The organism is Streptomyces tibetensis (assembly GCF_007655005.1).
Lineage (GTDB): Bacteria > Actinomycetota > Actinomycetes > Streptomycetales > Streptomycetaceae > Streptomyces > Streptomyces tibetensis.
In genome coordinates, this window is the sequence record NZ_SZVW01000002.1 from 231988 (window position 1) to 247944 (window position 15957).

The window sequence follows — 15957 nt, forward strand, 5'->3', positions numbered from 1 at the left end:
GCCGCGGAACGTCGACTACCGTCGTCGGCATGACCAGCACCCTCTCCCTCGCAGAAGCCCTCGCCGCCGGGACGGTCGTCCTCGACGGAGGCATGTCCAACCAGCTCGAATCGGCCGGGCACGACCTGAGCGACGAGCTGTGGTCCGCCCGTCTGCTCGCCGAACAGCCTCAGGCGGTGACCGAGGCGCACCTCGCCTACTTCCGGGCGGGGGCGGACGTGGCGATCACGGCCAGCTACCAGGCCACGTTCGAGGGCTTCGCCAAGCGTGGGATCGACCACGACCGGGCGGCCGAACTCATGACGCTGAGCGTGGAGTCGGCCCGGGAGGCGGCCCGGCGGGCGGGGGTCTCCCGGCCCCTGTGGGTGGCGGCCTCGGCCGGTCCGTACGGGGCGATGCTCGCGGACGGCTCGGAGTACCGGGGGCGCTACGGGCTGAGCGTCGACGAGCTGGAGCGTTTCCACCGGCCACGCCTGGAGGTACTGGCCGCGGGCCGGCCCGACGTCCTCGCCCTGGAGACGGTCCCGGACGCCGACGAGGCCGCGGCCCTGCTGCGGGCGGTGCGCGGGCTCGGAGTGCCGGCCTGGCTGACGTACTCCGTCGCCGGTGACCGCACCCGTGCCGGACAGCCGCTGGAGGAGGCCTTCGCCCTGGCCGCCGAGGCGGACGAGGTGATCGCGGTCGGGGTGAACTGCTGCGCGCCGCAGGACGTGGACGCCGCGGTGGCGACGGCGGCGCGGGTCACCGGCAAGCCCGTCGTCGTCTACCCCAACAGCGGCGAGACCTGGGACGCCGAGGCGCGCGCCTGGACCGGCCGCTCCAGCTTCACCGCCGGCCAGGTGAAGGGCTGGCAGCAGGCGGGAGCCCGGCTGATCGGCGGCTGCTGCCGGGTGGGGCCGGACGCCGTCTCGGGCATCGCCGAGACACTGCGGACGGCGTAGCGCCCGGCGGCCCGGGCGCGCCCCCTCCCGGCGAGGCGCCCGCCGACCCGGCGCAGCGCCCCGACTGTCCCGGCGCAGCGCCCCGACTGTCCCGGCATAGCGCCCCGACTGTCCCGGCATAGCGCCCCGTCCCGGCATAGCGCGCCGCTGTCCGGGCCGTGTGCGCACGGCACTCCTCCCCCTCGTCCCGCGCTGCTAGCCTCCGTCGTGGGAACCGGTTGCTACGGCGTTGCCGCAGTTCCCCAGGGGGTGGGCGCCGACCGGCGCCCGGGAGAGACGAGGCGGGGCATGACGAGGAAGAGCGGGGTCGCGAGCCGTAGCACCATCCGGGACGTGGCGGCGCGCGCGGGGGTCTCCGCGTCGACGGTGTCCCGGGTGCTGGGCGGGGTGTATCCGGTGAGCGCGGCGACGCGCGGAAGCGTGATGCGGGCGGTCCGCGAGCTGGACTACGTGGCCGACGCCCGGGCGAAGGCGATCGCCGGCGCCGGCACGCCCACCCTCGCCTTCGTGCTGGAGGACATCACCGGCCCGTCGTTCGCGCACATGGCCCACGGCGTGGAGCGTGAGGCGACCCGGCTCGGCCATCTCTGCCTGGTGTGCAGCACAGAGGGCGATGTCCACAACGAGCTGGAGTTCGTCGAGATGATGCGCTCCCAGCGGGCCGCCGCCGTGATCCTGGTCGGCGGCACGGCCGACACCCCCGCGTACCGCGAACGCACCCACCGCATGGCCGACTCCCTCGCCTCGGTCGGTTCCCGCCTGGTCCTGTGCGGCCGGCCGCCGCTGGACCCGGGCGCCCCGGTGACGGTCATCGAGTACGACAACGAGGGCGGCGCCCACACCCTGGTCGCCCACGTGCTCGCGCAGGGCCACCGCCGGGTGCTGTTCCTCGGCGGCCGGGCGGACCACACGACGGCCCTGGGCCGCGAACGCGGCTACCTCGCGGCGCACCGGGCCCGCGGCCTCACCCCCGATCCGTCCCTCGTCCTGCACGGCGACTTCACGCGGGACGCCGGCCACCGTCTGATGCACCAGGCCCTCGCGGACGGGCTGGAGTTCAGCGCGGTGGTGGCGGCCACGGACATGGTCGCGGCGGGTGCCCTCACCGCACTGCACGAAGCGGGCCTGAAGGTGCCGGACGACGTCTCGCTCGCCGGTTACGACGACATTCCGTTCGCCCGCGATCTGCACCCGGCCCTGACGACGGTCCACGTCCCCTACGAGGAACTGGGCCGTCTCGCCGTCCGGACGGCCCTGGAGCACACCCCGGGTGCCCCGGACGAACATCTGCTGCTGGGCACGCACGTGGTGGTACGGGACTCGGTGGGTCCTGGTGCTGTGACGGCATAGGTTCCGGCGTCCACGGACCCCTCTAACCGACCCGCTGCATCGCCTTCCGGTGCCGTTCCGCCATCGCGGCCCCGGACTCGCGGCGGGCCATCCTGCGCAGGACGGATGGTGCGAGGAGCAGTCCGGCGACGGCCCAGGCACACAGCACTCCCACCGTCTCCAGATGCCGCCAGGATGCGCCGATCTCGGCAGCGACCGCATCGGCCGGCAGCAGCGCCGAGCGGAGACCGAGGCCGAGCCAGTAGACGGGGAAGACCTGCCCGACGGTCCGCAGCCACTCGGGCAGCTCCGACAGCGGAAAGTAGATCCCGGAGATCACGACGAGTCCCATCACCGGAAGCATCAGCAACCCGACGGTGCGGGGACTGCTGACGAGTGAGCCGACGACTGCGCCCATCGGCAGGGTGGCCAGGAGACCCAGCGGCACCACCCACACCAGCGTCAGCAACGCTCCGCCGCCCTGCCGGGCCACGCCGTCCACCAGGAACACGCCCACGGCGAAGGGGAGCGCCATGGAGGCGAGTGCCGTACCCGACACCATGACGATCTTGCCGACCAGGTGGCCGACCATGCCGTGGGGCACCGCCTTGGCCCGCAGCAGGGTGCCGTCCTCGCGCTCGATCGCGAGGAGCTGCGCCGTGGTCGTCATCCCGGTGAACGCGAGCGTCATCCCCAGCATGCTCGGCAGCATGAACGCGCCGGTCGAGATGCCGGCGCCCTCCAGCGGATCGTCCCTGACCAAGTACAGCGGCACGATGAGCAGAACGGTCCACAGCACGTAGCCGAACACGTCCTGGCCGGTGGTGAAGCTCTGCCGAAGTTCCGTCCAGCCGCGCCGTACTCCCAGCAGCGCCGCGTACCACACCGCACTCACGGCGATCCCTCCCCGAAGGCCGGTACGGCCCGCTCATCGGCACCATGGCCCGACTCGAACTCCCGCACCATCGTCAGGTAGGTGTCCTCCAGGCTTGCCCGGCGCACCTCCAGCCCGCCGATCGCCTCGCCGTGTTCCTCGAACAGCCGACGGACGAACCGGGTGGACTCGGCCGTGGCCTCCTCGAACGACCGCCCGTCCCGCGTCCAGCGCACCGTGGCCTCGGCCGATGCCCGCCGCGACAGCTCCTTTGCGGAACCGTCGGCCACGATCCGGCCGCCGGCCAGAATGAGGATCCGGTCGGCGAGCTTCTCCGCCTCGGCCAGGTCGTGCGTGGTCAGCACAACGGTGGTGTTCTCGTCCGCGAGCCCGCGTACCAGGCCGTGGAACTCGTTCCTCGCCTCCGGGTCCAGGCCGGCCGTCGGCTCGTCCAGAAACAGCACCTCGGGCCTGCCCACGATGCCGACGGCCACGTCGAAACGCCGGCGCTGCCCGCCGGACAGGGTCCCGACCCGTTTGTCCGCCTGCTCGGTCAGCCCCACTGCGGCGAGGAGCTCGTCGACGTTCCAGGGGCGCCGCACCAGAGCGGTCGAGTACGGCACGTAGTAGGAGCCGAGATGGGCCAGCAGTTCCCGCACCCGCCACTTGCCGTGGTCGCGCCAGGACTGCAGCACGATGCCCAGGCGCGCACGCCACCGCTCGTCCCCGTCGGCCGGATCGGTACCGAGGACGGTCACGTCCCCGGCCGAGCGCATCCGGAAGCCTTCCAGGACCTCGATCGTGGTCGTCTTGCCCGCGCCGTTCGGGCCGAGCAGCAGGACGACTTCGCCCCGCCGGGCCGTGAAGCCGACACCCTTCAACACGTCCTGGCTGCGGTAGCGCATCCGCAGGTCCCGTACGTCGATGACCGTGTCGCTCTCCGGCGGTGGGCTGCTCCCCACCCCGGACAAGGCGTGAGCCGTCGTCATCGGTGTTCCCCCGTCCCTCTCGTGGTCCGTCCTGGCGGGCAGGGGCCGGAGGCCGTGCCGATGTCCGTGCCGGCGTCCGTGGTCAGGGGACGTGGTGTACGGCTGAGGCTGCCATGGCCTCCTGGCAGCAGCCGTTCGGGCCCTCCCGGGCGAACACATTACCGAACGCTGCAGTTCTCTCATCGCGATCCGGCGATCCGGCGATCCGGCGATCCGGCGATCCGGGGCGAACGTTCCGGTCAGCGCACCGGCCGCGCGGCCGGCCCGGCGGTGCGGCGCCGTCAGCGGCGTCGGAGAGCCCCCGAGCGCCGCAGGCGCCGTACGGCTGACCGCAGTTCCGTGACGCGGCCGTGCGGGTCGTCGACGGGGACCGAGGCCGGTGTGGATTCCGCGGGCCTGAGGGCGTCGGCCTTCCAGAGGGCGAGTTCACGGTCACGGAGGCCGTGGGCCGTGTACGCCAGGCCGTTCCCGGCGTCCGGCGCCCGGTCCCCGAAGACGCGCACCGGGTGGGTCGCGTCCCAGCGCTCCCAGCCGGGGTCGCCGTCGGTGGCGAAGCGGACCCACGCCCCGTGGATCGCGTCGGCCAGTTCCTGCGGGGCGCCCTCGCCGGCGAGTTTCCGCGACTCGGGGACGTCCCCGGTGTCGAAGACGAAGCCCAGCTCCAGCGCGTGGCAGGCGCCGAGGCCGGGCAGGTTCGAGGGCCAGGCGAACTCGTAGACGTACGACGGTTCCGTGCGGGCGTCGGCCAGGTGGTGCAGGGGTATGCGGAGCAGATGGTCGGTGACGAGCTGGCCGACGGTCTCCGCCGTGCCGGCCTCGGGGTGCAGGGTGCGGTAGCCGCGCGGGACCTCGCTGCCGCAGTGGCAGCGGGCCATGGCGCCCGCGAAGGCGACGGCCCCGAGGCGGTCGACGCGGTCCAGGAGGCCGCCCGGCACCAGCCACAGCCTGTGTTCGTCGCGGGTCCAGCCCAGCAGCAGCTCGACCCCGGGGGCCGCGCCACCGTCCGTGAGGGCCTGGAGGGGATCGCGCGGGACGACGTCGCCGTCGACGACGAGACCGAAGGCGGGCCCGCCGACCACCGGGCTGCTCAGCCTGCCCACCTCGGCCTGGGTGCGCAGCAGCAGATCGCGGTCGACGGCGGCGAAGGCCTCGGCGGTGGCGGGGATCTTCAGCCGGGAGGCCATCCGGCGGACCATCCGCCGGACCTTGGCCCGCTCGGACACCTCGGGCGGCCCGCTCTGCAGGACGGCCCGCCGCACCAGCCCCTGGGTCTGCGGGGCGGCGATGAGGGCGCCGATGCTGATCGCCCCGGCGGACTGGCCGAAGAGGGTGATGCGGCCGGGGTCGCCGCCGAAGGCCTCGACGGCCTCGTGCACCCAGGTCAGGGCGGCGATCTGGTCGCGCAGGCCGAGGTTCGGGGGCGTGTCCGGGAACAGTCCGTAGCCCTCGACGCCCAGCCGGTAGTTGATGGACACACAGACCACGCCGTCGCGGGCGAAGGCATGCCCGTCGTAGACGGGTACGGCAGAAGAACCCCTGGTCAGGGCGCCGCCGTGCAGCCAGACGAGGACGGGGAGGCGGGCTTTCGGGTCGGGCTGCGGGGTCCAGACGTTGAGGTTGAGGCAGTCGTCGCCGGGCACGACCGGGTCGGACAGGTAGTGGGCGAAGGCGTCGGAGTACGGCGGTTTCGGCGGGGTGGGGCCGAAGGCACCGGCGTCGCGGACACCGTCCCAGGGCGGCAGCGGCACGGGCGGCCGGAAGCGGCGGGGACCGAAGGGAGGGGCCGCGTACGGGATGCCGCGGAAGACCGCGACACCGCGCTCGTACCGGCCCCGCAGCGCGCCGAAGGGCGTGCTCACCACGGGGTCCGCCTGCGGGGCCGCCTGGTCTGCCGTCATTCGTCCACCAGCCTCCTCACCGCGCTCGTGCACCGTGAAGATCAGAGCACCTCATTGTGGCCCGGTATTCCGGTGCACGAGCGGGTGGGAAGGCTGTTCGGGTTACTTGGCGTACATCAGCGTGCCGAAGCCGAGCTGGTCGAACCCGCCGCTGGTGGTGCCGTAGTCACCTCCCCCGCCCTCGGGGGCGACGGAGGAGCACATCTGGGCGATGTACTTGTCGTCGAGGAGCAGGCGCCGCCCGTAGTGGTAGTGGAGCATCGCCCAGACCGGGCGGACCTGACCGCGGGAGTCCGAGCTGATCACCGTCTGTGACTGCTGGGAGCAGGTCTGGCCGGTGCCCCAGGTGTAGGTGGTGAACGGCACGTCCATGTTCAGGTTGTACTTGGCGACGTACTGGGCGGCCTTCATGAAGCGGCGGCCGTCGTACGAGTAGAGGTCGTCGCCCTGGTTCCAGGCCATCTCGCAGAGCGCGCCCATCTGGCCCATGCCCATCATGGTGTGGCCCTGGTCGCGGCCCGACTCCTGCCACTGGCCGAGGTCGTAGCCCCCGACGTCTGCGTACAGGAACGGGACGGCGTGCTGGAGGGAACCGTTTCCGGCGCCGGACTTGAAGTAACCAACAGCCTGGTCGTACTTGGCGGCGTTGTCGGTGAGGATCCCGATGGCCATGATCGAGGCCATGTTGCACAGGTCCCAGTTGGCCCAGTAGTTGGTGATGCAGGCGTCGTTGTGGCCGGTCAGGAACTGGTTGTTGAGCGGGTGGAAGACCCTGACCATCATCTCCTGGGCGGCGGCGAGGTCGAACGCCGGATAGTCACGCATGAGTTCGCAGGCGTTCGCGAACTGCCAGCCGTAGATGCCGGCGGCGAGGAACCGGTCGGCGTTGCCGGTGACCGTGGTCAGGGTGTGTGACCAGGCGTTGAGGATGGCGGCGGCGCACTGGGCGTTGGCCTCGGTGCCGCCGACCTTCCAGCGCAGCGCGTTCTGGTAGGCGGCCGCGATGTCGTTGTAGAGCTGCGGGTAGTTCTCTCCGGTGCCGCCGCGGATGATCGTCGCCGTGGCCCGGTTCGTCCAGGTGGACTGGGCGTGGGAGTTGGCGGTCAGCCTGTTCCAGCCGGACAGCCAGGGGTCGTCGCCCGCGGCGACTCTGACCTTGGCGCGGTTGATGTCGCCGGCGTTGTGGAGCATGCCGGGGTGGGCGAAGGTGGCGGGTGCGGCGCCGGCCGTGGTGGCCGTGGCCGTGGTGGCCGTGGCCGTGGTGCCGAGGGCGAGGGCCGCGGTGAGGCCGCCGGCGGTCTTGAGCAGACCGCGGCGGCTCACCCGGCCGCCCTCGTGGTGGGTGTGGGGGGAAGTGCGGCTCATGTGGGGCTCTCCGATCCGTGGAGTACTACATGGGGGTGATGCTCACCTCGTCGAACTCGGTGGTGCTGCGGGCCAGGGGGTCGCGGGAGCAGACCACGAGGCCCACGTAGTAGGGGGCGTCACCGAAGCCGGGGATGTCTCCGTCGGCGAGGGGGGTGAAGGTGGCGCCGTCGGTCGAGGCGGATGCGGTGAAGTGCGTCCCGGTGCGCTTCAGCCGCAGCAGGCAGGGGGCGGTGACCGCCGCGTTGCCCGTGAAGGCGGACTTTCCGGCGACGGTCGGGCGCAGCATCAGCTGGGCGCTCGTGCCGCCGGTGACGATCGCCCCGGCCGCCAGGTCGAACGGCGACAGGGACTTGGCCATGAGCAGGCCGACCCGGTCGCCGGTGGCTCCGGCGCGGGAGACCAGGCGGACGGTGACCTCGCAGTCACCGCTGACGGGCCGTCGTACGAACTGGCCCGTCATGCCCTGGTTGTTGACGGCGAGGTCGGTTCCGGCGCCCCGCACCACGAAGGTGCCGGCCTCGTGGGAGGTGCTGCCGGGGGTCTGGACGGCGACCACGCCGAGGGTGCCGTAGGCGCGGTCGTCGAGGATGACGTCGCCCAGGTCGCCATGGGTCCAGGGCCCGGGCGGCGGATCGCCGACCGTGAGGGTGAGCGTGCCGGTGGCCTCTCCGGTCGCATTGCCGGCGGTGGTGGTGACGGTGAACTCGCCGATCCGGGTGGGGGTTCCGGAGATCAGGCCGGTGCGCCGGTCGAGGCGCAGACCGTCGGGCAGTCCCTTCGCGGTGAAGCGGGTGGGCTCGTGCGTGGCTCGCAGGAGGTGCTGGAAGGGGGCGCCCCGGTTCGTGAAGGCCTCGGTGGACGAGGTGAGTCGGGGCGTGGCGGGGGTCGGCATGGTCGCCTGCGCCGGAGCCGACAGCGGGCCGTGTCCGGCGCGGTTCGTCTTCGCCACCGCGTAGTGGTACGTCGTGCCGGGCGTGCCGGTCGCGTCGGCGTGCCGGATGCGGGTGCCGAAGCCCACGGGGCCGAGGTCCCTCGCGACCGTCTCGAACGGGCCCTTCGCGGAGGTCGAGCGCAGCACCGTGTAGCGGGCCGAGAGGTCCGGGTCGGTCCAGGCCAGCTCGACCGCGTCGGCACCCGGTGCGGCCCGCAGGTCGCCCGCGGCCCGGGCGGGGCGTGGCACGGACCAGACCTCACCGCCCGTGCGGGAGGTGACGCTGACGTTGTCGAAGGCGCCGGTGCCGGTCTCGGCGTAGTCCTCGTCGACGCCCAGGCAGGAGGTGAGGGTGAGACCGACGTAGGCCGTTGTGCCCAACTGGACGTCACTGGTGCCGACTTCGGTCCAGTGGACACCGTCCGGGGAGATGGCGCCGGTGCAGCGGCCGCCCCGGCGGATCACCCGGACCCAGTAGGGCATGCGCAGCCGGTAGCCGTCGCCGGCGCCCTCGACGTACGGGGCTTCGAGGGGGGTCGCCGACTCGGGGAGGTCACCGAGGGAGGAGATCGGGAAAGCGGCGCCGGTCGTGATGGCCGGCTGCTGTGAGGGGGGCACGGGTGTGCTTCCCGTGCCTGTGACCACTCCCTGGGCCTTCGCCCGCACGCTCCACACACCGCTCCAGGTGTGCAGCGGCAGGCCCTGGATCAGCATGGCCGCGTGCGCGGCGTCCGTGTCCAGGGCGGCCCGGACGGTGACGCCGATCTTGGAGTACTGGGAGCTGAGCGGCCACACGATCCGGGCCGTGACCGTACCGTCGCCGCGCAGCGGCAGGTACGCCAGGCGGTGGGTGCCGGCGGTGCCGGACGCCTCCAGCACGAACCGCTCCCCGTCGAACAGCGCAGAGCCGGGGATCCTGACGTTTGTGACGTCACGGGTCCGCCAGGGACCGGGGAGCCCGGGGACCGCTGCCGCCCAGGCCGAACGGCCGCTCTCGCCTTGCGAGTTGGCTGCGACGACCTGGTAGTAGGAGGTACGTCCCCGGCGGGCCCGGCGGTCGGTGTACCACGGGTCGGTGATCCCGGTCGCGAGCTTCTCGTACGGCCCGTCGGCGGCGGCTGCGCGCAGGACGGTGTACGACTCGGCCCACGCCGACGGCAGCCAGGCCAGCGTGACGGATCCCTCGCCGCCGACCGCCGTGACACCGGCCGGAGCCGTGGGCGCGGACGGCGAGGGGGCCTTCGTGCCGGCGAAGGTGAGGGTGCCCCAGCTGGGCAGGTCGTCGTTGCTTCCCTCGACGACGCGGGCACCGCCGCCACCGCGGAAGACGGCCGCCTCGGTGAAGGGCGTGTCGAGGCCGCGGACGCCCGCGTAGTGGGCGTACGCCATCTCGTAGATCGGGGGCAGGGTGCCGCGCCCGATCGCCGAGACGGACGTCTTGACGTACTTGCCGGTGCGGTCCAGGTCGGGGACGAAGGGCACGTCGCCGCCGAGGTTGTAGCGGGCGGCGTACTCGACGTTCTTCAGCAGCCGGTTTCCGTCGAAGGCGTACAGGTCGACGCCCTGGTTCCAGGCGACCTGCGCGGCGTCCGCGAGCAGGCCGACGGCGAGTTGTTCGTGCCCCTGGTCCCGTCCGGACTCCTGGCCCTGTCCGGCGTCCGTGACGATGCGGTGCGGGACACTGCCGTTGCCCGCCCCGGCGGCGGCGAACCTGAGCGCGTCCTCGAAGAGGGTGGGCTCCTCGCAGAAGACGCCGATGGCCAGGATCGACTGGATGGACGTCAGGTCCCAGTTGCCGTTGGCGTAGAGCATGTAGCCGGAGATGGCGGGATACCAGACGCGCAGGAACGATTCCTTGCAGCGTTCGACGTCCTCCTCGGCCCAGCCGTCATAACCGGTGTGGCGGAGCAGCTCGGCGGCGTTGACGAACTTGAAGGCCTGGAGCCCCGCGCCGAGGGGCCCGTCCGCGCCGGTGACGGCGGTGAGGGACGCCGACCAGGCGTTGAGGATGTCCCGGGACTTGTCCGCGTAGGCGCGCTCGCCGGTGATGCACCACATCAGCGCGGTCTGGTAGGCGGCGGCGGAGTCGGCGACGGCCTGGTTCTGGAAGTTGGTCGGGCCACGGCCCCAGGTGGTGATCTGGCCGGTGTTCTGGACGGCGTACGTCGACTTCGAGCGCGCGTGGGCGGCGAAGGCGAGGTAACCGTCGTGGACCGGGGACTCCTTGGCGGCGACCGCGGCCTTCATCCGGGCCAGGTCGTCGGCGCTGTGCAGCAGACCGGGGTGGGTGAAGGTGCGCGGTGCGCTGCTGCCCCGGCCTGCGGCCCGGGCCGTGCCGGGGGCGAGCAGTCCGCTCGCGCCCGACGCCAGCAGCAGGGCGGCGGCCGCACCGCCGAGGAAGCCCCGGCGGCTCGGTGCGAGGGGTGCCGGGTGCCTGCCGGTGATAAGGCTGACGCTCACGGGGTCGGTGCTCGTGAGGTCGGTGCTCGTGAGGGCGGTGCTCGTGAGGGCGGTGCTCACGGGGTCGGTGCTCATGGGATCGGTGCTCATGACGCGGCGGCCGCCTCGGCGGTGGTGAGGAACTTCAGGTTCAGGACGTGCTCGTTGGCGTGCATCGGGATGGTGTCGGTGGTGAGGTACCAGGTCGGCTTCTTCATCGAGTCGGCGATGACCGTGCCGTTGACCATGAGGTTCTCGAACGTGACGTCCTTGATGGCGTGCTTGGCGTCGTAACCGAGCAGCAGACAGGTGGCGAGCGGATTGCCCGTGTAGGAAAGGTCCTTGACGTAGACGTCCTGGATGCCGCGGCCGACCGAGGTGTTGTACTTCGTGTTGTACATGACCCGCATGTGGATGAGCTGGCCCCAGCGGAAGTCCTCGACGCGTACGCCGTCGACCTTGACGTTCTTGATGAGGTTGCTGTCGCCCGGGTTGAGGGCGATGCAGCCCTGGTAACCCATCTGGGGTTCGCGGTGGTCCAGGATGTCGAGGTTTTTGAAGGTGAGGTTCTTCAGGACCTCGGGGTTGTCGGAGTTGCCGTGCGTGCCCACGTTGATGGGGTGGGCGACGTCCGCCCACAGGGTGGAGTTGCGGACGGTGACGTTGCTCGTGTCGCCGTAGTACTCCCAGCGGTGGGTGTAGAGGGCGATGCAGTCGTCGGAGTTGCGCATGAAGACGCCGTCGATGACGACGTTGCTGGAGCAGAAGACGTCGATGCCGTCGCCCCAGCCCTTGGAACTGAAGGAGCCCAGGCCCTTGATGGTGACTCCGGTGGCCTCGCCGAGCTGGACGGCGTAGCCGTTCGGGTTGAGGACGGTGACGGCGCCGATGGAGATGTTCCGCGAGTTCTCGACGAGGGCGCCGCCGCCGGCCGTTCCGGCGAGCACGCCCCGGCCGGCGATCCCGGCGTGCTCAACGTTCCGGAAGATCACGGTCGCCTTGAGGACGGCGCCACCGTCGAGGTACACGGTCTTGCCGGAGGGGACGAGCAGCGTGCCGTCGGCGGTGGTGTGGACGCCGGGGCCGTAGTAGAGGACGTTCGGGTCGTCCTGCGCGGGCTTCTTCTCGACCGCGCGGGCGAACAGATGGAGACAGTCGAAGATGTCGTCGTTGATCTGCACGACGACGTTGCGCGGCTGGTCGAGCGTGAAGCGCAGGGTGTCACCCCCCACTTCGGGCTTGATGCCGTAGGAGTCGGGTCTCACGCGCACCTTGGTGGTGCCGCCCTTGAGACAGGTGACCTCCACCTCGACGGATCCCTGGAAGTCGAAGTACGCCAGCGACGAGTTGTAGGTCTTGCTGGACCCGGTGGTCGGGTTGATCTCCCCCAGCTGGGGGCGCCAGATGTCCAGGGTCTGCCACTCGCCGTCGGGGGCGGTGCGCACCCGCACCTTGAAGCTGGTGTTCGTCGGCATGGCGGACGGGCGGGGGTAGGTCACCAGCTTCGGCGCGACGACGGCGGCTTCGTCCGCCCGGGCGGCGGTCGCCGACAGCTGGGTGAACCCGGCGGCGAGAACGGTGGCGCCGGCCGCCTGGAGAGCGCTGCGGCGGGACAGGGACGGGGACATCTGTGACTCCTTGCAAACGAGGAACAGGGCTGCGGGCAGGGTTACTTGAGGCCGGAGGTGGACATTCCGGCGACGAACCCGCGCTGGGCGACCAGAAAGATCAGCAGGATCGGCACGACGTACATCACGGAGCCCGCGGCCTGGAGGTTGGCCACGGGGGTGCCGGCCGAGGTGACGTAGGTGGACATGACCGCCACCGCGAGGGTGGAGCGGTCGGTGGAGAGCAGCAGCTGGGGGGCGATGTAGTCGCCCCAGGACCAGGTGAAGGCGATCACGAAGCTCGCGGAGAGCACCGGCCAGGACTGCGGCAGGAAGATGCGCCAGAAGATCGTGCCGTATCCGCAGCCGTCGACGATCGCCGCCTCCTCCAGCTCGCGGGGCAGTCCGGCGAAGAACTGGCGGAAGAGGAAGACCAGATAGGGGGCGGCGGCCAGGCCCCAGAGCACCCACGGCCAGTACGTGTCGACCATGCCGAGCTTCGCGAAGATCAGATAGGTCGGCAGCAGCGTGATCATCTGCGGCAGCATCATCGAGCCGATGAGGATGCCGAACAGCGTCTTCTTCCCGGGGGCCTCCAGCCGGGCGAAACCGAAGCCCACCCAGGCGGAGCTGAGGGTGACGAGGGTGGCGTAGAGGGTCGCGATGATCAGGGAGTTGCGGGCGTAGCCGAGGAAGTCGATCAGGTTGAAGGCGTCCGCGAAGTTGTGCCACTGGACGTGGGTGGGCAGCCAGTGCACGGGCGAGGCGGCCAGCTCCGCCGGGGTCTTCAGACCGCTGAGGACCAGCCAGCCGAACGGGCCGACGAACAGCCCGGTGGCCACGACGAGGACCGTGTAGAGGACCAGGCGGCCGGCACGTACCCGCACCCGGGGCGCGGAGCCGGGAGGAAGACTGGTGGCGGTCACTTCTTCGCCTCCGGGTCGACGTTGTAGAACACCACGCCGGACGTGAACCTGAAGATGAGTCCGGTGGCGATGAGGATCAGGACGAAGAGCACCCACAGCAGCGCCGAGGCGTAGCCGTAGCGGCCGAGCGCGAAGTACTGCGAGAACACGTGCATCATGTAGAGGTAGTTGGACTGCGGCAGCGCGGTGACGCCCGCCGTCGTGCCGTCCGGGGTGAGCAGCAGCGGCATGATGGTCTGCACGGACGCGATCACACCGGTGACGGTCTGGAAGAGCAGCACCGGCGACAGCAGGGGCACGGTGATGCTGCGGAAGGTGCGCCAGGCGCCGGCTCCGTCGATCCGGGCGGCCTCGTGCAGTTCGCGGGGCACGTCCTGGAGCCCGGCCAGCGAGATGATCATGACGTTTCCGGCGGCCCACAGCACACTCATCAGCAGCACGTAGCGGGCGTAGGGGTCGGCGAGCCAGCCGAGCGCGTCGAACCCGAAGAGGGTGAGGACACCGTTCGCCGCACCGGAGTTCTGGTCGAAGAGCGCCTTGAAGGTGAGACCGGCACCGACCGGTGGCACCACGGCCGGCAGATAGAGCAGGGTGCGGAACAGTCCGCGTGCCCTGATGGGCCGGTTGACCAGGACGGCCAGGCCGAGTCCCGCGACGATCGACAGCGGCACCGACGTGATCGCGAACAGGCCCGTGCGGCCGAGGGAGTTCCAGGTCTGCGGATCGGAGAACAGCTCGGTGTAGTTGCCGAGGCCGACATAGCGCCAGTGCGGCGAGATGCCGTCGTACGTGGTGAAGCTCAGCCACAGCGCGTACGCCATCGGCACGACGGTCAGCAGCAGGAAACCGATGATCCAGGGGGCGGTGAACAGGTAGAAAGCGCGATGCCTGCGGCCGGTCATGGAGATCCGGGGCCGGCCGGCCGGGGCCCTGCGGGCGATGCTGTCGGGCGCGCCGGTCCGCCCGGTGACGGATATCTGGTCGACCGTCATCCCACCTGCTCCTTTCCGCGCTTGAGCTGCTCGTTCATGACGGAGTTCAGGCGGCCCGCGAGGGTGTCGACGGACATGTGGCCGTTCATCGCGGCCGGCGCCTCCTGGTTGAACAGGGCGTAGAGCGAGTCCGCCGAGGCGTAGGGCGTGAAAGCGATCACCGAGAAGTGCCTCAGCTCGGCGTTCTGCACCTTCAGCACCCGCTTCTGGTAGTCCTCCCGGGCGGGCATCAGCGGGCGCAGGGACTTCAGGGTGGGGATGCCCCAGCCGCCGGACGCGCGGGCCCTGGCCGGCCCCTCGCCGAAGAACCACTCGAAGACCCGCCAGGCGGCGTCCTTGTTCTTCGCCTTCTTCGGCATCCAGAATCCGGTCCCGGCCTGGCAGGGGCTGACCCGCCGGCCGCCCGCGAAGAGCGGGGCCGGGGCGAGCCGCGACAGGGGCGCCAGCTTCTTGTCGGTGTTGATCAGACCGCCGAGCCAGTAGCCCGAGTTGGACATGGCCATCCGGCCCGCCTGGTAGGTCGGACCGTCCCAGGCGTTGGGGTCGGGCTGGACGATGCTGGGCCCGACCCGGCTCCGGCCGTACTCGACGTACCAGGCCAGGGCCTTGCGGGCCTCGGGGGTGGTGAAGTCGATCCGGGAGAAGTCGTCGGTGAAGAGGTTGCCTCCGGCGGACGCCGTCAGGCTCGCCAGCAGGTTGGGAGTGAGCACGCCCTGGTAGCTGCCGCCGAAGACGGTCGTCTGGCCGTTCCTGCGCCGGGTGAGCCGCCTGGCGTCCTCCAGCCACTCCTCGTAGGTGACCGGCTCGGTCTCCGGCGGGTGGCCGACCCCCGCCTCGTCGAAGAGGGCGGTGTTGTACCAGAACATGGAGTCCTGCGAGAAGTCCTTCGCCATGCCGTAGCGGGGGCCCTTGCCCTGGGTGCGGCCGTCGTAGCGCCACAGGTCGTTGACCGGGTCGAGGTCGCCCGCCCTGAGGACGTCGCTCCGTGCGAAGTAGGGGTCCAGGTCCTCCATCACGTCGCGTGCCGCGAAGTAGGGCGCGTCCGTGGCGCCGACGCCGCGCACCAGGTCGGGCGGGGCGCCGTTGGTCATCATGCCGATGAGCTTGGTGATGTCGTAGCGCACCGTGACGATCTTGACGCCGAGGTCCTTGCGGGCCTGCCGGATCAGCTCCGGGGAGAAGTCGTCGGCCTTCGCCATCACCGTGACGGTCTCGCCGACACCGCTGACACCGCTGGAGACGCGCATCGCACAGCCGCTCAGCGCTGCCGCGCCGGTCGCGCCACCGGCTGCCGAAAGGGCGAGGAACCGGCGGCGGCTCAGGGATGCACCGGCACGTGGGTGCATGGACGCACCACCTCCTGCTTTTGCTGTTCGACATGCCGGTCGCATGCCGGAACACTCGGGACGCCGACCGGAGGAATCACTATGGCAACCGGTTGCTGCGCGTCGGGCAGAGCTTCTTCCGGGCAGGATGGCGCGTCAAGAGCCTGAGCGATTTTTCGAGAACACCATGGGTGGGGAACCGGTTGCGGTGCAGCCCTTTGCCGCTGCTCAGAGCCTCCGGCGCCCCATTCCGGTCTGACCTTCCGCCACCGAAACCGTAGTAATCGATTTCCGAAAGTGGTCGCACCGAGGAGCTACGGCATGCGTGCCGCCCCGCA

The 15957-nt window shown here is 71.1% G+C and carries 11 protein-coding genes; 2 read left to right on the forward strand and 9 right to left on the reverse strand.

The features are described 5' to 3' along the window. Positions 1-29 precede the first annotated feature (29 nt). Together mmuM and FDO69_RS03530 are read left to right on the forward strand one after the other, a co-directional pair. Complete coding sequence (mmuM, locus tag FDO69_RS03525; protein WP_104778110.1) at positions 30-941, forward strand: homocysteine S-methyltransferase; 912 nt, start codon at positions 30-32, stop codon at positions 939-941. Positions 942-1229: 288 nt separating this feature from the next. Then, positions 1230-2291 carry a LacI family DNA-binding transcriptional regulator gene (locus FDO69_RS03530; RefSeq protein WP_104778111.1) on the forward strand — a complete coding sequence of 354 codons (1062 nt, stop codon included), beginning with the start codon at positions 1230-1232 and terminating at the stop codon, positions 2289-2291. Positions 2292-2313: 22 nt separating this feature from the next. Here FDO69_RS03530 and FDO69_RS03535 read toward each other — a convergent pair whose 3' ends face one another. From FDO69_RS03535 to FDO69_RS03575, 9 genes are all read right to left on the reverse strand, one after another. Next, positions 2314-3165 carry an ABC transporter permease gene (locus FDO69_RS03535; protein WP_167526513.1) on the reverse strand — a complete coding sequence of 284 codons (852 nt, stop codon included), beginning with the start codon at positions 3163-3165 and terminating at the stop codon, positions 2314-2316. Then, positions 3162-4133: an ABC transporter ATP-binding protein gene (locus tag FDO69_RS03540; protein WP_104778112.1), complete on the reverse strand. Its 972-nt coding sequence runs from the start codon at positions 4131-4133 to the stop codon at positions 3162-3164. The genes FDO69_RS03535 and FDO69_RS03540 overlap by 4 nt, the downstream gene beginning before the upstream one ends. 281 nt (positions 4134-4414) lie before the next feature. Further along, positions 4415-6031 (reverse strand): carboxylesterase/lipase family protein, encoded by a 1617-nt coding sequence (locus FDO69_RS03545; protein ID WP_104778113.1) that lies wholly within the window; start codon positions 6029-6031, stop codon positions 4415-4417. Between the two features lie 102 nt (positions 6032-6133). Further along, positions 6134-7396, reverse strand: a complete 1263-nt coding sequence (locus tag FDO69_RS03550; protein WP_104778114.1) for an alginate lyase family protein — start codon at positions 7394-7396, stop codon at positions 6134-6136. A 25-nt stretch (positions 7397-7421) separates the two neighbouring features. Continuing rightward, positions 7422-10880 (reverse strand): alginate lyase family protein, encoded by a 3459-nt coding sequence (locus tag FDO69_RS03555; RefSeq protein ID WP_234387832.1) that lies wholly within the window; start codon positions 10878-10880, stop codon positions 7422-7424. After that, a complete protein-coding gene (locus tag FDO69_RS03560) occupies positions 10877-12397 on the reverse strand; it encodes a glycosyl hydrolase family 28 protein (RefSeq protein ID WP_104778116.1) in 1521 nt (506 codons plus the stop codon). Before FDO69_RS03560 ends, FDO69_RS03555 begins: the two co-directional genes overlap by 4 nt. Before the next feature lie 41 nt (positions 12398-12438). Beyond that, the gene (locus FDO69_RS03565; RefSeq protein WP_104778117.1) at positions 12439-13302 is read right to left on the reverse strand and encodes a carbohydrate ABC transporter permease; all 864 of its coding nucleotides are present in this window, start codon (positions 13300-13302) and stop codon (positions 12439-12441) included. Next, positions 13299-14294 carry a carbohydrate ABC transporter permease gene (locus FDO69_RS03570; RefSeq protein ID WP_104778118.1) on the reverse strand — a complete coding sequence of 332 codons (996 nt, stop codon included), beginning with the start codon at positions 14292-14294 and terminating at the stop codon, positions 13299-13301. Before FDO69_RS03570 ends, FDO69_RS03565 begins: the two co-directional genes overlap by 4 nt. Further along, on the reverse strand, positions 14291-15640 hold the full coding sequence (locus FDO69_RS03575; RefSeq protein ID WP_104778119.1) for an extracellular solute-binding protein: 1350 nt from the start codon (positions 15638-15640) through the stop codon (positions 14291-14293). The genes FDO69_RS03570 and FDO69_RS03575 overlap by 4 nt, the downstream gene beginning before the upstream one ends. Positions 15641-15957: the final 317 nt, after the last annotated feature.

Coding starts and splice junctions, on each gene's coding strand:
- FDO69_RS03570 (WP_104778118.1), bottom strand. CDS start 14,294: ATGACGGTCGACCAGATATCCGTCACCGGGCGGACCGGCGCGCCCGAC.
- mmuM (WP_104778110.1), top strand. CDS start 30: ATGACCAGCACCCTCTCCCTCGCAGAAGCCCTCGCCGCCGGGACGGTC.
- FDO69_RS03555 (WP_234387832.1), bottom strand. CDS start 10,880: ATGAGCACCGATCCCATGAGCACCGACCCCGTGAGCACCGCCCTCACG.
- FDO69_RS03575 (WP_104778119.1), bottom strand. CDS start 15,640: ATGCACCCACGTGCCGGTGCATCCCTGAGCCGCCGCCGGTTCCTCGCC.
- FDO69_RS03540 (WP_104778112.1), bottom strand. CDS start 4,133: ATGACGACGGCTCACGCCTTGTCCGGGGTGGGGAGCAGCCCACCGCCG.
- FDO69_RS03560 (WP_104778116.1), bottom strand. CDS start 12,397: ATGTCCCCGTCCCTGTCCCGCCGCAGCGCTCTCCAGGCGGCCGGCGCC.
- FDO69_RS03550 (WP_104778114.1), bottom strand. CDS start 7,396: ATGAGCCGCACTTCCCCCCACACCCACCACGAGGGCGGCCGGGTGAGC.
- FDO69_RS03530 (WP_104778111.1), top strand. CDS start 1,230: ATGACGAGGAAGAGCGGGGTCGCGAGCCGTAGCACCATCCGGGACGTG.
- FDO69_RS03545 (WP_104778113.1), bottom strand. CDS start 6,031: ATGACGGCAGACCAGGCGGCCCCGCAGGCGGACCCCGTGGTGAGCACG.